This window comes from Pseudomonas sp. BP11-1-1, assembly GCF_052112105.1.
In the GTDB taxonomy this organism is placed as follows: Bacteria; Pseudomonadota; Gammaproteobacteria; order Pseudomonadales; family Pseudomonadaceae; genus Aquipseudomonas; species Aquipseudomonas alvandae.
On the sequence record NZ_JAUTYU010000025.1, the window covers coordinates 27,073 to 46,450 of the forward strand.

The window sequence follows — 19,378 nt, forward strand, 5'->3', positions numbered from 1 at the left end:
ATGGCTGGAAGCACTCCAATGCTGGTGATTCACCGCAGAATCGACATTCAACCGGGCTGGGACGCCGAGTTGCACCTGACCTTCGATGCCCGCAGTAAAAGCCGCCTGCGCTGTTTCAGTGCCGAGGGAGAAGACGTCGGGCTGTTTCTCGAGCGAGGCCAACCGCCGCTGCATGACGGCGAGTACCTGCAAGCCGAGGATGGGCGCATCGTGCGGGTCTGCGCTCGCCCCGAGCAGTTGCTGCATGTCACCTGCGCCAACGCATTCGAACTGACCCGGGCGGCCTACCACTTGGGCAATCGCCATGTCGCCCTGCAAGTGGGCGATGGCTGGCTGCGCCTGTTGGATGATTACGTGCTCAAGGCGATGCTCGAACAACTGGGCGCCACCGTTGAATCCATCGAGGCCCCGTTCCAGCCGGAACACGGCGCCTATGGCGGCGGCCATCATCATTCCCGGCACGGCGACGAGGACTTCAACTACGCGCCGCGCCTGCATCAATTTGGCGTGCGCACATGAACCCGGCCTGGGCGCTGCTGCGCCTGGCCAGCCCACAATTGCCAATTGGCGGCTACAGCTATTCCCAAGGGCTGGAAATGGCGGTGGATAACGGCCTGATCAAGACGCCCGACGACGCACGCCGCTGGATAAGTGACCAGATGCTGCTGAACCTCGCGCGGTTTGAAGCGCCCTTGCTCCTGGCCCATTGCACCGCAGCCGCGGCGAACAATTGGGACGCGCTGCTAGGACTTTGTGAACAGCACCGTGCCAGCCGGGAAACCCGCGAGCTGTACCAGGAAAGCCGGCAGATGGGCTACTCGTTGCAGCAACTGCTCACCGGCCTGCCGGAACTCGACAGCGCGGCACGCGGTTTTCTCCAGCAACGCAGCGAACCACACCTGGCCCTGGGCTGGGCACTGGCGGCCCGCGCCTGGAATATCACGCCAGAAGACGCCCTTGCCGCCTGGTTGTGGAGCTGGCTGGAAAACCAACTGGCGGTGCTGATGAAAACCCTGCCCCTGGGCCAGCAAGCCGCCCAGCGCCTGACCAGCGAACTGCTGCCGCTGCTGCAACAAGCCCAGCACATCGCCTCGACTATCGACCCCGACCATTACGGCAGCGCCGCGTTTGGCCTGTCCCTGGCGTGCATGGCCCATGAGCGCCAGTACAGCCGCCTGTTCCGTTCCTAGGAGACACACATGAATACACAACCCTTGCGCGTAGGTATCGGCGGCCCAGTGGGCTCCGGCAAGACCGCGTTGACCCTGGCCCTGTGCCTGGCCCTGCGGGAACGCTACAACCTGGCGGTGGTGACCAACGACATCTATACCCGTGAAGACGCCGACTTCCTGGTGCGCAACGAAGCCTTGGCGCCGGAGCGGATCATCGGCGTGGAAACCGGCGGCTGCCCGCACACGGCGATTCGCGAAGACGCTTCGATCAACCTGGAAGCGGTGGACCAGTTGAACCGGCGCTTTCCCGGCCTGGACCTGATCCTGGTGGAATCCGGTGGCGACAACCTGTCGGCAACCTTCAGCCCCGAGCTGTCCGACCTGACGATCTATGTGATCGACGTCTCGGCCGGCGACAAGCTGCCACGCAAGGGCGGGCCAGGCATCTGCAAATCCGACCTGCTGGTGATCAACAAGATCGACCTGGCACCGCTGGTGGGGGCGTCCCTGGAGATGATGGACAGCGACACCCGGCGGATGCGCAACGGCAAGCCGTTCGTGTTCAGCAACCAGAAGACCGGCCAGGGCCTGGACGACATCATCGCCTTCATCGAACGCCAGGGCCTGCTGACCGCAGCCTGATTTTTTCCAACGGATAACAAGGAAGCTCATTCATGACATTCAAACGCCTCTTCGGCGCGCTCGCGCTACTGCTCACCCCGGCCCTGGCCTTCGCCCACCCCGGTCATGGCGACAATGGCCTGATTGCCGGCCTCGGCCACCCTATCGGCGGGCTCGACCATTTGCTGGCGATGCTCGCGGTCGGCTTGTGGGCTGCACAACAACAAGGCGCCGCGCGCTGGGCGCTGCCGTGCACCTTCGTCGGCACGATGCTGCTTGGCGGCCTGCTGGGTTTTGAAGGCCTGGACCTGCCGGCACTGGAAAGCGGGATCGCTGCCTCGGTGCTGGCCCTGGGCCTGGCGGTGGCGCTGGCGGTGCGCCCACCGTTGAGCCTGGCGGTCGGCGCGACGGCGCTGTTTGCGCTGTTCCACGGCGTGGCCCATGGCTTGGAATTGCCGGACATGTCGAGTCCTTGGGCCTACGCCATCGGGTTTGTCGCAGCGACAGCGGCGCTGCATGGCGCCGGCTTCGCGCTGGTGCGGCTGCTGCCACGCGCGGCGGCGCCATTGGTGCGGTTGGCCGGGGCGGCTTCGGCGGCGACTGGGGTCTGGTTGCTGGCGGGTTGATTCTCTAGCGCCCAGCCGGCCCTCATCGCGAGCAAGCTCGCTCCCACACATTGATCGGTGTGCGCCCCACCCTGTGGGAGCGAGCTTGCTCGCGATGACGGACTTACAGGCGTCATCTCTCTGGAGTCGGTCACTCTGCTACCATGTCGCGCATTCGCCCCCGCTGTGACGACGTCCGCCAATGCCCGATGCTTCCCGCTCCGCCTCTTTGCCTGAACTGACCACCTTGTTCACCACGGTGCGCCAGCATTTTCACGACGTGATCGTGCCAATGTGGCAAGGCCCGGGCTGGAATGCCGAACTGGCGTTGCCCTATGAATCCCTCGATGCGGAACACACGCCGCTACCGCCCCAGCGCTACCGCGCCATGGCCTGTGCGCGGCAGTTGTATGTGTTCGCCAGCCTGATTGGCGAAGTGCCACGGGCCGAGGAACGGGCAAGCGCACTGTTCCGCTCGCTGCAGCGACATTTCCACGATGCCGAGCATGGCGGCTGGTTCTACAGCATCGACCCGCAAGGTGCGCCGCTGGACACCGGCAAAGACCTCTACACCCACGCGTTCATCCTGTTCGCCTGCGCCCACTACTGGGGCAAGGTTCGCGAGCCGTTGGTGGAATCGACGTTGAACGCCGCGCTGGAAGTGATCACCCGACGTTTCGCCACTGGCGACGGCCTGTACGAAGCCAGCCTTGGACGAGACTGGTCGACCTGCCAATCCGGCCCCCTGCAGAATCCGCTGATGCACTTGGCTGAAGGCTTCCTTGCGGTCCTTTCGGTGCGCGACGACGCCCATGTTCGCCAAGCCTTGCTGAACCTGTGTGACGCCATGTCCAGGCAGTTCGTGGAACCTGGGCAGAAGGTCATGATGGAAAAACCGCTCAAGGCTGTGGATAACTGGTTCGAGCCGGGCCACCAGTTCGAATGGTATTTCCTGCTGGCGTCATCGCCCTTGTTGCGCGGCGGCAAACTGCACGCGGCGCTGGAGTTCAGCTTCAGCCTTACTGAAGAACAAGGTGTCGATCCGGATTGCGGCGCCGTCTGTGCGATGCTGGGCCTGGCGCCGCAGACAACCCCACGCGACGCCACTCAACGCATCTGGGCCCAGGCGGAATACCTGCGGGCATTGACGTTGCGTTCGGGGAGCGACAGCGCCTTGCTGCGACAGCTGCAAGCGTTGCAGCAGCATTTCCTGCATCCCCGTGGCTGGAATGAATGCCTCGACGCCGATGGCAATGTCAGTCGCCGGGACATGCCGTCCACCACGCCGTATCACCTGCTGACCTGCTATCGCGGGCTGGCCGACTACCTGGCGTAACACGTTCCGTGGCGAGGGAGCTTGCTCCCGCTGGGCCGCGTGGCGGCCCCAAAAAGCTTACGACTGCTTCGCAGCCGAGCGGGAGCAAGCTCCCTCGCCACAACAGCTCATCATTTCCAACTCAAGTACGTCAGCGGTCAGGCCTTGTTGCGCTCAATGGCGAACCCGGCCCAGGTCTGGCTCACCGGCATCAGCTCCAGGCTGTTGATGTTGATGTGCGCCGGCGTGTTGAGTACCCAGAAAATCGTATCGGCGATGTCCTGTGGCTGGATCGGCTCCGCGCCCGCGTAAGTCGCGTTGTAGCGCTCCTGGTCGCCGCCAAAGCGCACCAGGGAAAACTCACTCTCGCACAGGCCCGGCTCGATGTTGCTCACCCGCACGCCCGTGCCCTGCAAATCGCAGCGCAGGTTGAGGGAGAACTGCTTGACGAACGCCTTGCTCGCGCCGTACACGTGGCTGCCCGGATACGGGTAGTTGCCGGCAATGGAGCCCAGGTTGACGATCCCGGCCCCACGGCCATGGGCGATCAGGCGCGGCAGCAGCAGGCGCGTGCTGTAGATCAGGCCTTTGACGTTGGTATCGACCATGGTGTCCCAATCGTCGAGGTCGCACTTGGGCGCCGGGTCGACGCCCAAGGCCAGGCCCGCATTGTTGATCAGCCCGCGCAGTTTGGCGAAGGATGGCGGCAGGTTGGCGATGGCCTCTTCCATGGCCTTGCGATCCCGCACATCCAATACCAGGCCATGGACTTCGGTCTGCTTCGACAGCTCGGCACAGAGGGCATCGAGGCGCTCTTCACGACGGCCGGTCAGCACCAGCTTCCAACCCGCCTCGGCAAAACGACGGGCACAGGCCTCACCAAAACCGGACGTCGCGCCAGTGATAAACAGGGTGTCAGACATCGTGTTCTCCTTGCTTGGGCTTCAAACAGCCATTGAATGGAAATCGGCCCACAGCATGCCCGGCCTGGCCCGCCAGGGGCAAGGCTTGATCAATCGCTTTAGCGCCTTGCTGTTCAAAAAACGATCAACCAGGGCCAGGCCTTGCCCAGCAAGGGCCGCAGCGGATTGCCCGCACGTTATCCACAGGCACGTCCACAGTAATCGGGGGCAACTGCAAATGCTGGAAGCCGCTGTGCATAAGGCTTTGCGGCGGTTTTGGAAAGTTTTTTCGCTTGACCTGGCAAGTAAGGTTGTGCGGCACGAGTTATCTGCTATAAGCCTGCGCTCAATGCTAGATGGCTCCAAGCCAGTAAAGACGGCACTCAGCGAGGTCTTTCCAGAGTTTAATCACAGACTTATCCACAGCCCTGCCCGCAGACTTTCAATCCCATTTCCCTGCTCATAAAACTGTTGACAACAGCTACTCTCGCTTGACCAAAAACACCTGATCAAAAAACGATCACAGCCTTGAAAGCCACGTATTCAAAGGCCTCCAGCCAGCTACTCCCACGTTATTCACAGCCAGCTCCACAGCAAACGGGGACAAGTCAAAACCGTGACAAAACAACTATTTGCGGCGACTTTATGTCGCGGTTTCGCAGGGGGCTGGGATTGTTGTCCACAATTCTGAGAACTGTATAAATTCCCTGTGGGAGCGAGCTTGCTCGCGATGGCGGTAGGTCAGCCGACATTGACGTTGACTGAACCGCCGCTATCGCGGGCAAGCTCGCTCCCACAGAGGGTTGGTGGTGTTTGGGAGGGATAAAAAAACCGGCGATTCACTCGCCGGTTTTTTTATTGCTTCAACCGTCCTAATGCCCGCCCAGATACGCGTTGCGCACCTCTTCGTTGGCCAGCAGTTCCTTGCCGGTGCCGGTCAGGCGGATTTCGCCGTTGACCATCACATAGGCCCGATCCGACAACTTGAGCGCATGGTTGGCGTTCTGCTCCACCAGGAAGATAGTCATCCCGGTGGACGCCAGTTCACGCAGGGTCGCGAAGATCTGCTTTACCACGATCGGCGCCAGCCCCAGGCTTGGCTCATCGAGCAGCAGCAACTTCGGCCGGCTCATCAACGCCCGGGCAATGGCGAGCATCTGCTGCTCGCCGCCGGACATGGTCATGGCCCGCTGGTTGCGTCGTTCCTTGAGGCGTGGGAACAATTCGAACATGCGCTGCATGTCTTCGTTGGCGTATTTGTCACCGATGGGAATGGTGCCCATCAGCAGGTTTTCCTCGACCGTCATGTCCGGGAATACCCGCCGCCCTTCCGGCGATTGCGCGATGCCGTTGGAGGCAATGTAGTGCGACGATTTGTGGGTAATGTCCACGCCCTGGTAGATGATCTGCCCGCCCGCCGCCCGCGGCTGGCCGAAGATCGACATCAACAGCGTGGATTTGCCGGCGCCGTTGGAGCCGATCAGGCTTACGGTCTCGCCTTCGCCAATGTGCATCGAGACTTTCTTCAGGGCCTGGATCGGCCCGTAGAACACGTCCAGCTCCTTGAGTTCGAGGATAGGTCCACTCATACCAGTTCCTCTTCATCGGCACCCAGGTAAGCCGCGATCACCTTCGGATCGTTGCGAATCGCCTCGGGACCGCCCTCGGCGATCACGTTGCCGTGGTCCAGCACCACGATGTGGTCGGAAATGCTCATTACCATGCCCATGTCGTGTTCGATCAGCACCACGGTCAGATCATGCTCGTCGCGCAGCAGCCGGATCATCGCGCTCAGCGCTTCGGTTTCCTGAGGGTTGAGGCCAGCCGCTGGTTCGTCGAGGCAGATGATCTGCGGACGGGTGCACATCGCCCGGGCGATTTCCAGACGGCGTTGCTGACCGTAGGAAAGCTCCCCGGCCAAGCGGTTGGCGCAATCCACCAGGTCCACCACCTCCAACCAATAAAAGGCATGGTCGAGGGCATCGCTTTCCGCCTTGCGGTAGCCCTTGGTATTGAGGATGCCCGCCACCAGGCTGCGGTTGACCCACATGTGCTGGGCCACCAGCAAGTTCTCCAGCACCGACATTTCCTTGAACAGGCGAATGTTCTGGAAGGTGCGCGCCAAACCGGCGCGATTCACCAGGTGGGTGCCACCGAACATTTTGTAGTACAGCCGGCTGGCAAAGGACCTCGGCGAGACGAAGTCGGTCGGGCGAAACGCTTCGCCCAGCAGCTTGATCACGTTGGTCTGTTCGCCACGCACGTTGAGCTCGATCTTGCCGCCCGAGGCCTTGTAGAAACCGGTCAGGCAGTTGAACACCGTGGTCTTGCCCGCACCGTTGGGGCCGATCAGGGCGAAGATCGAGTTGCGCTTGACCTGCAGGCTGACATCGCTGAGGGCCTTGATGCCACCGAACTGCATCATCAGGTTTTCAACTTTGAGTACGACTTCGCTCATGGCGCTACCCCCTTGCGCGGCGTCACACCGGTACGGCTGATACGGATCAAGCCGCGTGGGCGCCAGATCATCATCAACACCATCAACACGCCGAACAGCAGCACCCGGTATTCAGAGAAGCTGCGCAAAAGCTCCGGTGCCACGGTGAGCACAAACGCGGCAATCACCACGCCGACCGTCGAGCCCATGCCGCCCAGCACCACGATCGCCAAGATCAACGCCGACTCGAAGAAGGTGAACGAAGACGGGTTGACGAAGCCCTGATAACTGGCGAAGAACACCCCGGCCAGGCCAGCCGTGGACGCGCCGATGGTAAAGGCCGAGAGCTTGACCAGCACATGGTTCAGGCCCATGGAGCGGCAGGCGATCTCATCTTCGCGCAAGGCTTCCCAGGCGCGACCGACCGGCATGCGAGTAAGGCGATGCTTGATATAGAGCACCAGCAGCACGGTGATGAACAGCACAATGTAGATGAACAGGAATTTGATGTTGGGGTTGTAGTCGAGGCCGAAGAACTCATGGAACGGCACCCCGCCGTCCTTCGCGCGCCTGCCGAATTCCAGGCCCATGAATGTTGGCGAAGGCACCGGCATGCCATTCGGCCCGCCGGTGAACGACAGCCAGTTGTTCAGCACCAGCCGGATGATCTCGCCGAAGCCCAGGGTCACGATGGCCAGGTAGTCACCGTGCATTCGCAACACCGGGAAGCCCAATATGCACCCGGCCATCGCCGCTGCGATGGCCGCCAATGGCAATACGGTCCAGAAACCCAGGCCCAGGTATTGGTAGCCCAGCGCAAGACCATAGGCACCGATGGCATAGAACGCCACATAACCCAGGTCGAGCAGCCCGGCCAGGCCGACCACGATGTTCAAGCCCAGGCCGAGCAGCACGTAGATCAGTCCGAGGATGACCACCGTGAGCACGTACTTGTTGGCGAAGAACGGAAACACGATGGCAATCACGATGAGCGCCGGGATGATCCAGCGCAGCCGCGACTTGTAGTCCGGTGGCAGCACATGCACGCCGGATCCGGTGCTCTCGAACCCCTGGAGAATCTTCAGTCCCTTGGGGGTCTGCAGGAACAGGCTCAGGGCAAAGCGCCCGACCATCACGATCGCCACCAGCCAGCCCACGCGGGCCGGTTGCAGGTTGAAACTGTAGCCGTCGAGCACGACGCCGACGATCGGCCCGAACACGATCAGCGAGATCAAGCCGGCCAGGATCGCGTCGATGACACTCTTTTTGATATCAAGCGGTTTATTGGCAGCAGACATACTTACACCTTCGCCACGAGTGGGCGACCCAACAGGCCTTGGGGACGGAAAATCAGAATCAGCACCAGCAGCGAGAAACTGAACACGTCTTTGTAGTCGGAGTTGATCAGACCGGCGAACAGCGACTCGGAGATCCCGAGGATGATCCCGCCGAGCATCGCCCCAGGCAGGGAGCCGATGCCGCCGAGTACCGCCGCGGTGAACGCCTTGATGCCAATGATGAAACCGGCATAGAAGTCGAACGTGCCGTAGTTCATGGTGATCAGCACACCGGCGAGGGCCGCCATGGCTGCACCGATGATGAACACGTAGGAAATCACCCGGTCGGTGTTGATCCCCAGGATCGAGGCCATCTTGCGGTCTTGCTGGGTGGCGCGGCACATGCGGCCGAGCTTGGTGTACTTGATGATGTAGGTCAGCAGCGCCATGCCGGCGAATGCGGCGACCAGGATGAAGATCTTGGTGTAGGTGAGCTGTACGAAACCGCTGCCGATGTCGACGCGCATGGCGCCTTCAAGCAGCGTTGGTACACCCTGCTGGCGGGCGCCCTGGCTGATCTGTGCGTAGTTCTGCAGGATCAGCGAGATGCCGATGGCGCTGATCAGCGGTGCCAGGCGGGTTGAGTTGCGCAGGGGTTTGTAGGCGACGCGTTCGATGACCCAGCCGTATACCCCGGTGACCACGACCGTGAACACGAGGGTGCCGAGGATCATTAGCGGAAAGGATTCAATACCGAAGTAAGCCAGCAGAGCCAGACTGATTGCCGCGAGGTAAGCGGAAATCATGTAAACCTCGCCGTGGGCGAAGTTGATCATGCCGATGATGCCGTAGACCATTGTGTAGCCGATGGCGATCAGACCATAGACCGACCCGAGGGTCAGGCCATTGATCAGTTGCTGCAGGAAAATACCATCCATAACGCAATCTCACGCAGTGAGAACCTGCACACCCAAGGGCGCGCGGTTCTTCTAAGGAAAATACAGATTTACGTCGGAGCAATGTCAGGCGCGACCGGCACGCGCCCCTGGGAAACCGGGAAATGCCCGGCCTCCAGAGGGGCTTGGACGGTCGCTTCAGCCCTTACTTCTGTTTTTCCAACTGGTGGTATTTGCCTTCCTTGTCCCACTGGTAGACCACGTAGTCGGAGACTTTCAGGTCGCCCTTGGCATCCCAGGTTTTTTCGCCCATGACGGTTTTCACCGGGTTGGCTTTCAGCCACTTGGCAGCGTCTTCGCCCTTGTTGGACTTGGCGCCGTTGAAGCCGGCGGCCAGGGCCTGGACCGACGCGTAGGCGTACAGGGTGTAGCCTTCAGGCTCGACGCCCTGGGCACGGAACGCGTCCACCACAGCCTTGCTGTCCGGCAGCAGGCGTGGGTCGGCGCCGAAGGTCATGTACACGCCATCGACGTATTGCGCGCCGCCAGCGGTGGTGACCAGTTCGTCGGTGACGATGCCGTCATCGGACATGAACTTCACGTCCTTGAGGCCTTGCTCGCGCAACTGGCGAACCAGCGGGCCGGCTTCCGGATGCAGGCCGCCGAAGTAGACCACGTCGGCACCAGCCGAACGGATCTTGGTGACCACTGCGCTGAAGTCTTTCTCGCCACGAGTCAGGCCTTCGTACAGCACCGGGGTCACGCCACGCTTGGCCAACTGCGCCTTGGTGGCATCCGCCAGGCCTTGGCCGTAGGTGTCCTTGTCGTGCAGCACGACGACTTTCTTGCCCTTGAGCACGTCGACGATGTAGTCGCCAGCCACGATGCCTTGCTGGTCGTCACGACCGCACATGCGGAACATCGCGCTCAGGCCACGCTCGGTCACGGCCGGGTTGGTCGAACCGGGGGTCATGGCAATGATGCCGGCTTCGTCATAGACCTCGGAGGCCGGGATGGTGTTGGACGAGCAGAAGTGCCCAACCACACCGATTACCTTGTCCTGGTCAACCAGGCGGTTGGCCACGGCCACGGCCTGCTTGGGTTCGCAGGCGTCGTCACCGGCAACCAGTACAATCTTCTCACCGTTGATGCCGCCCGCTTTGTTGATGACATCGGCCGCTGCCTGCGCACCTTTCATGTACTGCTCGCCAAACGCAGCGTTGGCACCGGTCATCGGCCCCGCCACACCCAATTTCACATCAGCTTGAGCAAACGCAGAAACACCCAGCGCAGTTGCCACTGCGAGGGCCAGGAAACCTTTCTTGTAAAACGTCTGGGACATGAGGTGGTGCTCCAAGGTTTTTTTTAGTTGGCACTGCGACTTCACTTCACTGAAAAGCTCAGAGCAAGGGCCGTGCCATCGGTTTTTTATTCTGAAAAAAGTCGCTGCTTTATTGTTATTTCGACTGTTTCGGGCCCTTTTTCACAGGGCGTGCAACCGTCTAAACCGCACGAGGTGCAACCTTATTTACAAGTAGGTGAAACCCTCCATGAGCCATCATTGCAACCGCTGCGCGAAACGGCGTGCAACCACTGTGTAACAACCGGCGTCACCGAACTGCACACTGTCGGTGCAGGGCTGCTACAACCCGCACCATAACAGGCTAGACGCTGGGCGGGAAAACGCCGCAGACCGTAACACTTTTCAACAATCAGATGACGATCCGCAAGCACTGGCCCGCGTGATACAGCGAAAAGCCGGCCTCATAGAGGCAACTGCGCAAGCCAACCCCGACCAACGGCTGCATGGGCGCGAAGGGAATCGGCAAGGCCTTGGCGTCGCCATGGCACAGGTAATCGGCAAAGGCCTTGCCGACCACGGTGCCGGTGGTCACTCCCCGGCCGTTGTAGCCAGTAACGGCCACTAGGCCGGGCGCCGGCTCGAACAGGCGCATCAGGTGATCGGGGGTAAAGGCAATGCAACCGGTCCAGGTGCATTCCCACTCCACCGACTTGAGATAAGGGAAATAGTGCTGCTGCACCCGATCGGCCCAAGCCTTGAGGAACCAGGTGGGCTTGCGATTGCCGTTGCCCAGGCTGCCCAGCAGCAAACGACCGTCCTTGTCCCGGCGAATGCTGCTCAACACCTGGCGGGTGTCCCAGGAGCCCTGCCCGCCCGGCAGGATGCGGCGGGCGGCCTCGTCGTCCAGCGGCACCGAGGCAACCTGGTAGTAATAGCCGGGGAAGAAGTTACGCCGCAGTTCGGTCCAGTCGCCCTCGGTGTAGGCGTTGGAGGCGACCACGACTTGCTCGGCCAGCACCGAACCCTCGGCGGTCTGCACCGACCAGCGTTGGCCTTGGCGTTCCAGCCGCGTGACAGGCGAGTGATCGAACATCTGGGCGCCATGATCCTTGGCAGCCTTGGCCAATCCACTGGCATAGGCCATCGGATTGAGCGTGCCGGCCCGTCGGTCAAGCAGCGCGGCGGCGATCTTGTCGGTGCCGGTGGCATCGGCACAGGCTTGACCCGTGAGCAATTCAACCGGGGCGCCACGGCGTTTCCACTGTTCCTCGCGGCTGCGCAGGTCCGCCTCGCCCCGGGCGTTATGGGCCATGTGCAAGGTGCCTTCGCGGCGCAGTTGGCAATCGATGTCGTACTTGTCGACGAGGCTGAAAACCAACGCCGGCGCGGCGCCCAGCATACGGTTGAGTTGGCTGCCCACCGCCTCGCCGAACCCGGCTTCAATGTCGTCCGGCGGGATCCACATCCCGGCGTTCACCAGCCCGACGTTGCGCCCCGACCCACCGTGCCCGGCCCGATGCGCCTCCACCACCGCGACACGCTTGCCCTGCTCCAGCAAATGCACCGCCGCCGACAGCCCGGTGAAGCCGGCGCCGATGATGCAGACATCCACCGTGACCTCGCCGGTGAGCGCAGCGTTTTCAGGCCTTTGTGGCGTCAGTTTTTCCCACAGACATTCTTCGCGTAACGGCATTGCCAGCTCCTGGTCAGGAGCAGCTGCAAGGGGCAAGCCACAAGCTGCAAGCTGATTTTGCTTGAGGCTTGCAGCTTGTGGCCTGAAGCTGCTTAATCGAAAGTAATCCCCTGCGCCAAAGGCAACTCCAGCGAGTAGTTCACGGTGTTGGTCTGGCGGCGCATGTAGCCGCGCCATGCATCGGAGCCGGATTCGCGACCGCCGCCGGTTTCCTTTTCGCCACCGAAGGCGCCGCCGATTTCCGCGCCGCTCGGGCCGATGTTGACGTTGGCGATGCCGCAGTCGCTGCCCACCGCCGACATGAACTGCTCGGCTTCACGCACGTCGGTGGTGAAGATGCATGACGACAGGCCTTGGGGCACGGAGTTGTTCAGGTGCAGCGCTTCGGCGAAATCCTTGTAGCCGACCACATAAAGGATCGGCGCGAAGGTTTCGTGGCGCACCACGTCGCTCTGCTCCGGCATCTCGACGATGGCGGGCGAGACGTAATAGGCATTCGGGAACTGGGCTTCGAGCTGGCGTTTACCACCGAACACCCGCCCGCCCTCGCTCAGCGCCTGCTCCAGCGCGTCCTGCATGTTCTCGTAGCTTTGCTTGTCGATCAGCGGCCCCACCAGGTTGCCTTCCAGTGGATGACCGATGCGCACCTTGGAATAGGCGGCCTTGAGGCGGGTGACGATTTCTTCCTTCACCGACTCATGGGCGATCAGCCGGCGCAAAGTGGTGCAACGCTGCCCGGCAGTGCCGACGGCGCTGAACAGGATGGCGCGCACGGCCATGTCCAGGTCAGCGCTCGGGGCCAGGATCATGGCGTTGTTACCGCCCAGCTCGAGGATGCTGCGGGCGAAACGCGCCGCGACTTTCGGCGCCACTTCGCGCCCCATGCGAGTACTGCCGGTGGCGCTGATCAACGCCACGCGCGGGTCGTCGACCAAGGCTTCGCCGGCATCGCGGCCGCCGATGATCACTTGGCTCAGGTACGGCGGCGCATCACTGAAATTGTTCAGCACGCGCTCGAACAGCGCCTGGCACGCCAGGGCGGTCAGCGGCGTCTTTTCCGAAGGCTTCCAGATCACCGAGTTGCCGCAGACCAGGGCCAGCGTGGTGTTCCAGGCCCAGACCGCCACAGGGAAATTGAAGGCGCTGATCACACCGACCACGCCCAACGGGTGCCAGGTTTCACGCATGTGATGCCCAGGACGTTCGGACGCGATGGTCAGGCCGTATAACTGGCGCGACAGGCCGACGGCGAAATCGCAGATGTCGATCATCTCCTGCACTTCGCCCAGGCCTTCCTGGGTGATCTTGCCCGCTTCCCACGACACCAGCTCGCCGAGGTCGGCCTTGTATTCACGCAGCAGGTCGCCGAACTGGCGCACCAACTCGCCACGACGGGGCGCCGGCACCTTGCGCCACAGGTCGAACGCATGCTCGGCCCGACTGACCTGCTGCTCGACTTCAGCAGCGCCTTCCCAGCTCACCGCACCGATGCGACTGCCATCGATGGGCGAATGCACAGGCTGTGTGCCGTTCTGGTACAGGGCCGGGGCGACGCCGAGACGATCAAGCAATGCAGCAATCATGGGGAAATTCCTCAAGCGAAAGACAATGGGTTGGCAGCCGGATGAACACGGCTGATCAGACCTGTAGTTGTAGCTGGCCCGAGACTTGCCAACAAACGACCTTTAAGCGAGATATCATTCCGTTTATTCATGCTGACCTGATCACGGGACAAGCAGAGCGACCAGAACCAAGGCCCCGTCATGCTCAATAAACGTTATTTGCCGTCGATTACAGCATTGCAGTGCTTCGAAGCAGTGACCCGCCACCTGAGCTTCACCCGCGCCGCCGAAGAGCTGAACTTGACCCAGAGCGCCGTCAGCAAACAGGTCGCGCAGCTGGAAGAGCTACTGCAGCACCTGCTGTTCCGGCGCGTGCGTCGACGCTTGCAGCTGACGCCTGCTGGGGATCTGTATTTGGGCGAAGTACGAAAAATCCTCACCCAAGTGGAGATGTCGACTCATTACTTGCGATCCTACGGAGGCGACACCGAAGTACTACGAGTCTCCACGCCGCCGACATTTGGAGCCCGCTGGCTGGTCCCTCGCCTCAAGGGTTGGCGCCTGCGTCATCCGAGCATTCACTTGGATCTCTGCAGCGAGCAGGAGGCCGACGACTTGCAGCAGGGGCGCAGCGACCTGGCGTTCTATTTCGGCCAGGCCTCACGGCCCGGGACTGAGTCCTTGAAGCTGTTCGGCGAAGAACTGGTGCCCGTCTGCGCACCGGGCAGCCTGCCGGAGCAGCCTTTCACCGATCCTACGCAACTGGCCGACCTGGTCCTGTTGCAAAACGCCTCGCGACCCCAGGCCTGGCACGACTGGTTCGATGACCAGGGCTACCACACCGAACACAGCTACCATGGGCCGCGCTTCGAAACCTTTTACATGTGCATCCGCGCCGCCCAGGTCGGCTGCGGCGTTGCGTTGCTGCCGAGGTTCCTGGTGGAGGAAGAACTGGCCGACGGAAAACTGGTCATCCCCTGGCAACATGCGATGCCCAGCACCAACGCCTATTACCTGGCGTATCCGGAACATTCGGCGGAGGTGCCCAAGGTGCGGCTTTTTGTGGAGTGGATGCTTGAGCAGATCGACAATGCTGATGCACCGCAATAGACGCCTCGCCACAAAAAAACACTGGCAATACCTATGAGGGTTATGCGCCACTAGCCCTTTCACCATGAACTGCCGTGCCGCTGCCGCCGCAGCTACTTGTCTGGAGATTGCCGTTATGAGCGAGAGCGTGTTTGCCGATCGCATCGTGCAGAACCTGCTCGACACCGACTTCTACAAACTGACGATGATGCAGGCGGTGCTGCATAACTACCCTAACGTCGAAGTGGAATGGGAGTTTCGTTGCCGTAATAGCGAGGACCTGCGTCCGTACCTGGCGGAGATCCGCTTCCAGATCGAGCGCCTGGCCGAGCTGAGCCTGAGCGCAGACCAGTTGAGCTTCCTGGAGCGCATCAGCTTCATGAAACCGGATTTCCTGCGTTTCCTGGGCCTGTTTCGTTTCAACCTGCGCTACGTGCACACCGGCATCGAAAACGGTGAGTTGTTCATCCGTCTGCGCGGGCCGTGGTTGCATGTGATCCTGTTCGAAGTGCCATTGCTGTCCATCGTCAGCGAGGTGCGCAACCGCTATCGCTACCGTGAAATCGTGCTGGAGCAGGCGCGGGAACAGCTTTATCGCAAGTTCGACTGGCTGAGCGCCAACGCCAGCGCCGATGAACTATCCGAGCTACAAGTGGCCGACTTCGGTACCCGCCGTCGGTTCTCCTACCGAACCCAGGAAGAAGTGGTGAACGTGCTCAAGCACGACTTCCCCGGACGCTTCGTCGGCACCAGCAACGTGCATCTGTCCCGGGAGCTGGACATGAAACCCCTGGGTACCATGGCCCACGAGTGGATCATGGCCCATCAGCAACTGGGCCCTCGGCTGATCGACAGCCAGATCGCCGCGCTCGACTGCTGGGTCCGCGAATACCGAGGCCTGCTGGGCATCGCACTGACCGATTGCATCACCATGGACGCCTTCCTCAAGGACTTCGATCTGTTCTTCGCCAAGCTGTTCGACGGCTTGCGCCATGACTCGGGCGACCCGGTGATCTGGGCGGAAAAAGCCATCGCCCACTATCACCAGTTGGGCATCGACCCGATGAGCAAGACCCTGGTGTTCTCCGACAGCCTGACATTGCCCAAATGCCTGGAGATTTTTCGGGCGTTGCGTGGTCGCATTAATGTGAGCTTCGGTATCGGGACCAACCTGACCTGCGACATTCCAGGCGTGGAGCCCATGAGCATCGTGCTTAAAATGATCAGCTGTGACGGGCAACCCGTGGCCAAGATTTCAGACGAGCCCGGCAAGACCCACTGCAAGGACCCGAATTTCGTCGCCTATATGCGACATGTTTTCCAAGTACCTGCCGCCCTTACTGGCACATCAAGCAAGGAGTGAATTCATGCAAGCCGTACAGCGTGAGATAGCTGAACAGCTCAACGTCCAGCCACCGTTCGCCGATGACGCCGCCCTCAAGGCCGAAGTCGCTCGCCGGGTGAGCTTCATCCAGGATTGCCTCGTCAATTCAGGGCTCAAGAGCCTGGTGCTGGGTATCAGCGGCGGCGTTGATTCGTTGACCGCAGGCCTGTTGGCCCAACGTGCCGTGCGTGAGCTGCGGGAGAAAACCGGCAACGCGGCGTACAAGTTCATCGCCGTGCGCCTGCCGTATGAAACGCAGTTCGACGAGCACGAAGCCCAGGCTTGTGTCGATTTCATCGAGCCGGATGAGCGCCACACGGTAAACATCGGCCCGGCGGTCAAGGCGCTGGCCAAGGAAGTCCTCGCATTCGAAGGCAAGGGGCCCGGCTCGCGGGATTTCGTGCTGGGCAATACCAAGGCGCGGATGCGCATGGTGGCGCAATACACCATCGCCGGCGCCGAGCAAGGCCTGGTGATCGGCACCGACCATGCGGCTGAAGCGGTCATGGGTTTCTTCACCAAGTTCGGTGACGGCGCCTGCGACCTGGCCCCGCTGAGCGGGCTGGTGAAAAACCAGGTTCGGGCCATTGCCCGTGACTTTGGCGCGCCAGAATCATTGGTGGAAAAAGTCCCCACCGCCGACCTCGAAGACTTGTCGCCGGGCAAGCCGGACGAAGCTGCCCATGGCGTGACCTACGGCGAGATCGACGCGTTCCTGCACGGCCAACCGATCCGCGAAGAAGCCGCGAAGATTATTTGCGACACCTATCGCAAGACCGAGCACAAGCGCGTGATGCCGTACGCGCCGTAATCACCGCGACGGTGTGACAATCCCTGTGGGAGCGAGCCCGCTCGCGAAGGCGTCGCATCAGCGACATCATTGCTGACTGACACACCGCTTTCGCGAGCAGGCTCGCTCCCACAGGGGTCGATTTTTTGCCTGGTATGAAAAAAGCGCCCTGCATGGGGGCGCTTTTTTTGTGCCTGAAAATTGATTACTTCAGGGTAACCGTGCCTTTCATCATCGAGATATGGCCTGGGAACGAGCAGAAGAAACCGTACTTCTCGGAAGCGCTGAGTTTCGACACGTCGAAGGTCACCGAATCTTTCTCGCCGGCACCGATAATCTTGGTGTGGGCAATGATGCGGGCATCGCCTTCCTTGAGGTAGTTCTTGTCGATACCAGCGCCCAGGCCATCGGTGGCAATCGGCTGCATGTCAGCCTCTTTGCTCAGCACCCAGTTATGGCCCATGACATTCTTCGGCAAGCTGCCGGAGTGAGTCAGCTCAACGGTGAAGGTCTTGCAGCTCTTGTCGATCTCGATGGCCTTGGTGCTGAAGGACATCTGGTCGGTCGAATCGATGGTGGTCGTGCACTCCGCTGCCATCAGTTGGCTGCTAGCCAGCGTCAACAGGGATACTGCTACAAGTTTGGCGAACATCATGAATCTCCAAGGCATGGTTAACAAAATTCCGTCAAAGGGGAAGACTGCCTGATTTTCCGACAAGTTCCTATGACCTGTGTCAAAGATTGTATACAACTTAAGCCTATCAGCCTGATGGACAGAATCAACCAGCCATAAGTATGACGCGCCCCTATGATCAGCCCCATCACCTACTGGAGCGATCGTCATGAACTTCAACAGCCTGTTGTGCAGCTTGCTTGCCGCCTACGCCTGCGGCGCCAGCGGCACCTATGAAAAACCCCGCCGCGAGGTTTGATTTCCTTGCGCATTAGCGGGCAGGCTTTACTCTGGACCGGTTACCGACCATGGAGTAAAGCATGTCCATCGCCTCTGTTTGTGTATTTTGCGGCGCCAGCACCGGCAGCCACCCAGTTTATCGCGAAGCCGCCCAGGCCCTGGGGCGGGTGTTGGCGGAACGAAAGCTGACCCTGGTCTATGGCGGTGGCGCGGTGGGCCTGATGGGTATCGTCGCCGATGCGGCCCTCGCGGCGGGCGGCGAAGTGATTGGCATCATCCCGCAGAGCCTGAAGGACAAGGAAATCGGCCACAGTGGCCTGACGCGCCTGGAAGTGGTGGACGGCATGCACGCGCGCAAGGCCCGCATGGCCGAACTCAGCGACGCCTTCATCGCCCTGCCTGGCGGCCTCGGCACCTTGGAAGAACTGTTCGAAGTCTGGACCTGGGGCCAGCTCGGCTACCACGGCAAACCGCTGGGTCTGTTGGAAGTGAACGGCTTCTACAGCAAGCTCACCGGCTTTCTGGATCATATCGTCGGCGAGGGTTTCATCCGTGCGCCCCATCGTGACATGCTGCAAGTGAGCGACTCACCGCAAAACCTGCTCGACGCGCTGGACGAATGGCAGCCATCGATCCAGCCGAAGTGGGCCGAACAAAAACCCAACTAACGTCTCGACCCCGATACAGGGCAGAATACGCGCCGCTCAAACCTCACCTTCGACCCCAGAGGATCGCCCATGGCCAAACCCAATTATTCCTTCGCCAAACGTCAGAGAGACTTGGCCAAGGAGCAGAAGAAAGAGGAAAAGCTCCAGCGCAAGAAAGCCAGCGCAGAAGAAGCAGCACTGAACCCGGATGCCGAAGGCGACGTGGCGGCAGAAGCTGATGTCGATGCACCGAAAGATCAGGCACCCGACGCCTGAAATCCCCACTTGGACCGATGATCGATCCGGTCCAACGGTTTGTGTCCAGGGCTGGCAGCCTCGCTGCCGGCCCTTGCAAACCCCCTATATCCCCAACGCCTTGACGATCGACAACCGATAGCCTTCAGGCAAATTGGCCGGCAATCGCCCCGGTTCGAACATCCCGATCTCCTTGTGCTCGTGACTGATCACCGGCACGAAACCGCCCAGCAATTGGCAGCGGTAGGTGGAGATGAAAACGTGCTTGCCTGGGATCACCTCGAACAGATACGAATCCAGTGGCTCTCCTACGCTGACCTCGACCGCCAGTTCCTCGGCAATCTCCCGGGCCAGGCATTGCGGCGCCGTTTCACCCAGTTCGATCCGCCCGCCGGGCAGTTCCCATTCGTCCCGCTCGTTGAGCATCAGCACAACCAGGCCTTCTGGGGATTGCAGCACACCTTTGATCGATACCGGGAACATGGGTAAACCTCATTCATCCATGTGACACATAACC

At 61.1% G+C, this 19,378-nt stretch carries 20 protein-coding genes; 10 read left to right on the plus strand and 10 right to left on the minus strand.

Annotated elements, in window-relative coordinates; all coding sequences use genetic code 11:
• Window positions 1–18 precede the first annotated feature (18 nt).
• The 5 genes from ureE (at window position 19) to Q7C33_RS26780 (ending at window position 3,734) form a co-directional block, all read left to right on the plus strand.
• Window positions 19–519, plus strand: coding sequence for an urease accessory protein UreE (gene ureE / locus Q7C33_RS26760; RefSeq protein WP_030140127.1), 501 nt, complete (start codon window positions 19–21; stop codon window positions 517–519).
• Window positions 516–1,190, plus strand: coding sequence for an urease accessory protein UreF (locus tag Q7C33_RS26765; RefSeq protein WP_407684428.1), 675 nt, complete (start codon window positions 516–518; stop codon window positions 1,188–1,190). The genes ureE and Q7C33_RS26765 overlap by 4 nt, the downstream gene beginning before the upstream one ends.
• 9 nt (window positions 1,191–1,199) lie before the next feature.
• Window positions 1,200–1,814 carry an urease accessory protein UreG gene (gene ureG / locus Q7C33_RS26770; RefSeq protein WP_003197309.1) on the plus strand — a complete coding sequence of 205 codons (615 nt, stop codon included), beginning with the start codon at window positions 1,200–1,202 and terminating at the stop codon, window positions 1,812–1,814.
• Between the two features lie 32 nt (window positions 1,815–1,846).
• A complete protein-coding gene (locus tag Q7C33_RS26775) occupies window positions 1,847–2,419 on the plus strand; it encodes a HupE/UreJ family protein (RefSeq protein ID WP_407684429.1) in 573 nt (190 codons plus the stop codon).
• A 181-nt stretch (window positions 2,420–2,600) separates the two neighbouring features.
• Window positions 2,601–3,734: an AGE family epimerase/isomerase gene (locus Q7C33_RS26780; protein WP_407684430.1), complete on the plus strand. Its 1,134-nt coding sequence runs from the start codon at window positions 2,601–2,603 to the stop codon at window positions 3,732–3,734.
• A 137-nt stretch (window positions 3,735–3,871) separates the two neighbouring features.
• Here the strand turns inward: Q7C33_RS26780 and Q7C33_RS26785 are convergent, their stop codons facing one another.
• From Q7C33_RS26785 to amaB, 8 genes are all read right to left on the minus strand, one after another.
• Window positions 3,872–4,636: an SDR family oxidoreductase gene (locus Q7C33_RS26785; protein WP_030140131.1), complete on the minus strand. Its 765-nt coding sequence runs from the start codon at window positions 4,634–4,636 to the stop codon at window positions 3,872–3,874.
• Window positions 4,637–5,487: 851 nt separating this feature from the next.
• Window positions 5,488–6,204 (minus strand): ABC transporter ATP-binding protein, encoded by a 717-nt coding sequence (locus tag Q7C33_RS26790; RefSeq protein WP_030140132.1) that lies wholly within the window; start codon window positions 6,202–6,204, stop codon window positions 5,488–5,490.
• A complete protein-coding gene (locus Q7C33_RS26795; protein WP_030140133.1) occupies window positions 6,201–7,073 on the minus strand; it encodes an ABC transporter ATP-binding protein in 873 nt (290 codons plus the stop codon). Before Q7C33_RS26795 ends, Q7C33_RS26790 begins: the two co-directional genes overlap by 4 nt.
• Window positions 7,070–8,350: a high-affinity branched-chain amino acid ABC transporter permease LivM gene (gene livM / locus Q7C33_RS26800; RefSeq protein WP_030140134.1), complete on the minus strand. Its 1,281-nt coding sequence runs from the start codon at window positions 8,348–8,350 to the stop codon at window positions 7,070–7,072. Before livM ends, Q7C33_RS26795 begins: the two co-directional genes overlap by 4 nt.
• 2 nt (window positions 8,351–8,352) lie before the next feature.
• Window positions 8,353–9,267 (minus strand): ABC transporter permease subunit, encoded by a 915-nt coding sequence (locus tag Q7C33_RS26805; protein ID WP_030140135.1) that lies wholly within the window; start codon window positions 9,265–9,267, stop codon window positions 8,353–8,355.
• A 163-nt stretch (window positions 9,268–9,430) separates the two neighbouring features.
• Window positions 9,431–10,567, minus strand: a complete 1,137-nt coding sequence (locus tag Q7C33_RS26810; RefSeq protein WP_030140136.1) for a branched-chain amino acid ABC transporter substrate-binding protein — start codon at window positions 10,565–10,567, stop codon at window positions 9,431–9,433.
• A 370-nt stretch (window positions 10,568–10,937) separates the two neighbouring features.
• A complete protein-coding gene (gene amaA / locus Q7C33_RS26815) occupies window positions 10,938–12,221 on the minus strand; it encodes an L-pipecolate oxidase (protein WP_030140137.1) in 1,284 nt (427 codons plus the stop codon).
• A gap of 92 nt (window positions 12,222–12,313) precedes the next feature.
• Complete coding sequence (gene amaB / locus Q7C33_RS26820; protein WP_407684431.1) at window positions 12,314–13,804, minus strand: L-piperidine-6-carboxylate dehydrogenase; 1,491 nt, start codon at window positions 13,802–13,804, stop codon at window positions 12,314–12,316.
• Window positions 13,805–13,984: 180 nt separating this feature from the next.
• Here amaB and Q7C33_RS26825 point away from each other — a divergent pair, with 180 nt between their 5' ends.
• From Q7C33_RS26825 to nadE, 3 genes are all read left to right on the plus strand, one after another.
• Window positions 13,985–14,893 carry a LysR family transcriptional regulator gene (locus Q7C33_RS26825; protein ID WP_407684432.1) on the plus strand — a complete coding sequence of 303 codons (909 nt, stop codon included), beginning with the start codon at window positions 13,985–13,987 and terminating at the stop codon, window positions 14,891–14,893.
• Window positions 14,894–15,008: 115 nt separating this feature from the next.
• Window positions 15,009–16,235, plus strand: a complete 1,227-nt coding sequence (gene pncB, locus Q7C33_RS26830) for a nicotinate phosphoribosyltransferase (RefSeq protein WP_030140140.1) — start codon at window positions 15,009–15,011, stop codon at window positions 16,233–16,235.
• A gap of 4 nt (window positions 16,236–16,239) precedes the next feature.
• The gene (gene nadE, locus Q7C33_RS26835) at window positions 16,240–17,067 is read left to right on the plus strand and encodes an ammonia-dependent NAD(+) synthetase (RefSeq protein ID WP_030140141.1); all 828 of its coding nucleotides are present in this window, start codon (window positions 16,240–16,242) and stop codon (window positions 17,065–17,067) included.
• Window positions 17,068–17,251: 184 nt separating this feature from the next.
• Here the strand turns inward: nadE and azu are convergent, their stop codons facing one another.
• Complete coding sequence (gene azu / locus Q7C33_RS26840; RefSeq protein ID WP_030140142.1) at window positions 17,252–17,698, minus strand: azurin; 447 nt, start codon at window positions 17,696–17,698, stop codon at window positions 17,252–17,254.
• A 341-nt stretch (window positions 17,699–18,039) separates the two neighbouring features.
• Between azu and Q7C33_RS26845 the strand changes: the two genes are divergently transcribed.
• Together Q7C33_RS26845 and Q7C33_RS26850 are read left to right on the plus strand one after the other, a co-directional pair.
• On the plus strand, window positions 18,040–18,627 hold the full coding sequence (locus Q7C33_RS26845; RefSeq protein ID WP_407684433.1) for a TIGR00730 family Rossman fold protein: 588 nt from the start codon (window positions 18,040–18,042) through the stop codon (window positions 18,625–18,627).
• A gap of 69 nt (window positions 18,628–18,696) precedes the next feature.
• Window positions 18,697–18,882, plus strand: a complete 186-nt coding sequence (locus tag Q7C33_RS26850) for a hypothetical protein (RefSeq protein WP_198797208.1) — start codon at window positions 18,697–18,699, stop codon at window positions 18,880–18,882.
• Window positions 18,883–18,966: 84 nt separating this feature from the next.
• Here Q7C33_RS26850 and Q7C33_RS26855 read toward each other — a convergent pair whose 3' ends face one another.
• On the minus strand, window positions 18,967–19,344 hold the full coding sequence (locus Q7C33_RS26855) for an NUDIX hydrolase (protein ID WP_030140145.1): 378 nt from the start codon (window positions 19,342–19,344) through the stop codon (window positions 18,967–18,969).
• Between the last annotated feature and the right edge of the window lie 34 nt (window positions 19,345–19,378).

Bases quoted from the DNA above. Each gene is read 5' to 3' on its own strand.
- pncB (WP_030140140.1), top strand. From the start codon at position 15,009: ATGAGCGAGAGCGTGTTTGCCGATCGCATCGTGCAGAACCTGCTCGAC.
- Q7C33_RS26780 (WP_407684430.1), top strand. From the start codon at position 2,601: ATGCCCGATGCTTCCCGCTCCGCCTCTTTGCCTGAACTGACCACCTTG.
- Q7C33_RS26855 (WP_030140145.1), bottom strand. From the start codon at position 19,344: ATGTTCCCGGTATCGATCAAAGGTGTGCTGCAATCCCCAGAAGGCCTG.
- Q7C33_RS26845 (WP_407684433.1), top strand. From the start codon at position 18,040: ATGTCCATCGCCTCTGTTTGTGTATTTTGCGGCGCCAGCACCGGCAGC.
- livM (WP_030140134.1), bottom strand. From the start codon at position 8,350: ATGTCTGCTGCCAATAAACCGCTTGATATCAAAAAGAGTGTCATCGAC.
- Q7C33_RS26810 (WP_030140136.1), bottom strand. From the start codon at position 10,567: ATGTCCCAGACGTTTTACAAGAAAGGTTTCCTGGCCCTCGCAGTGGCA.
- Q7C33_RS26765 (WP_407684428.1), top strand. From the start codon at position 516: ATGAACCCGGCCTGGGCGCTGCTGCGCCTGGCCAGCCCACAATTGCCA.
- Q7C33_RS26825 (WP_407684432.1), top strand. From the start codon at position 13,985: ATGCTCAATAAACGTTATTTGCCGTCGATTACAGCATTGCAGTGCTTC.
- azu (WP_030140142.1), bottom strand. From the start codon at position 17,698: ATGTTCGCCAAACTTGTAGCAGTATCCCTGTTGACGCTGGCTAGCAGC.
- Q7C33_RS26795 (WP_030140133.1), bottom strand. From the start codon at position 7,073: ATGAGCGAAGTCGTACTCAAAGTTGAAAACCTGATGATGCAGTTCGGT.
- amaB (WP_407684431.1), bottom strand. From the start codon at position 13,804: ATGATTGCTGCATTGCTTGATCGTCTCGGCGTCGCCCCGGCCCTGTAC.
- ureG (WP_003197309.1), top strand. From the start codon at position 1,200: ATGAATACACAACCCTTGCGCGTAGGTATCGGCGGCCCAGTGGGCTCC.
- Q7C33_RS26775 (WP_407684429.1), top strand. From the start codon at position 1,847: ATGACATTCAAACGCCTCTTCGGCGCGCTCGCGCTACTGCTCACCCCG.
- amaA (WP_030140137.1), bottom strand. From the start codon at position 12,221: ATGCCGTTACGCGAAGAATGTCTGTGGGAAAAACTGACGCCACAAAGG.
- Q7C33_RS26850 (WP_198797208.1), top strand. From the start codon at position 18,697: ATGGCCAAACCCAATTATTCCTTCGCCAAACGTCAGAGAGACTTGGCC.
- ureE (WP_030140127.1), top strand. From the start codon at position 19: ATGCTGGTGATTCACCGCAGAATCGACATTCAACCGGGCTGGGACGCC.
- nadE (WP_030140141.1), top strand. From the start codon at position 16,240: ATGCAAGCCGTACAGCGTGAGATAGCTGAACAGCTCAACGTCCAGCCA.
- Q7C33_RS26805 (WP_030140135.1), bottom strand. From the start codon at position 9,267: ATGGATGGTATTTTCCTGCAGCAACTGATCAATGGCCTGACCCTCGGG.
- Q7C33_RS26790 (WP_030140132.1), bottom strand. From the start codon at position 6,204: ATGAGTGGACCTATCCTCGAACTCAAGGAGCTGGACGTGTTCTACGGG.
- Q7C33_RS26785 (WP_030140131.1), bottom strand. From the start codon at position 4,636: ATGTCTGACACCCTGTTTATCACTGGCGCGACGTCCGGTTTTGGTGAG.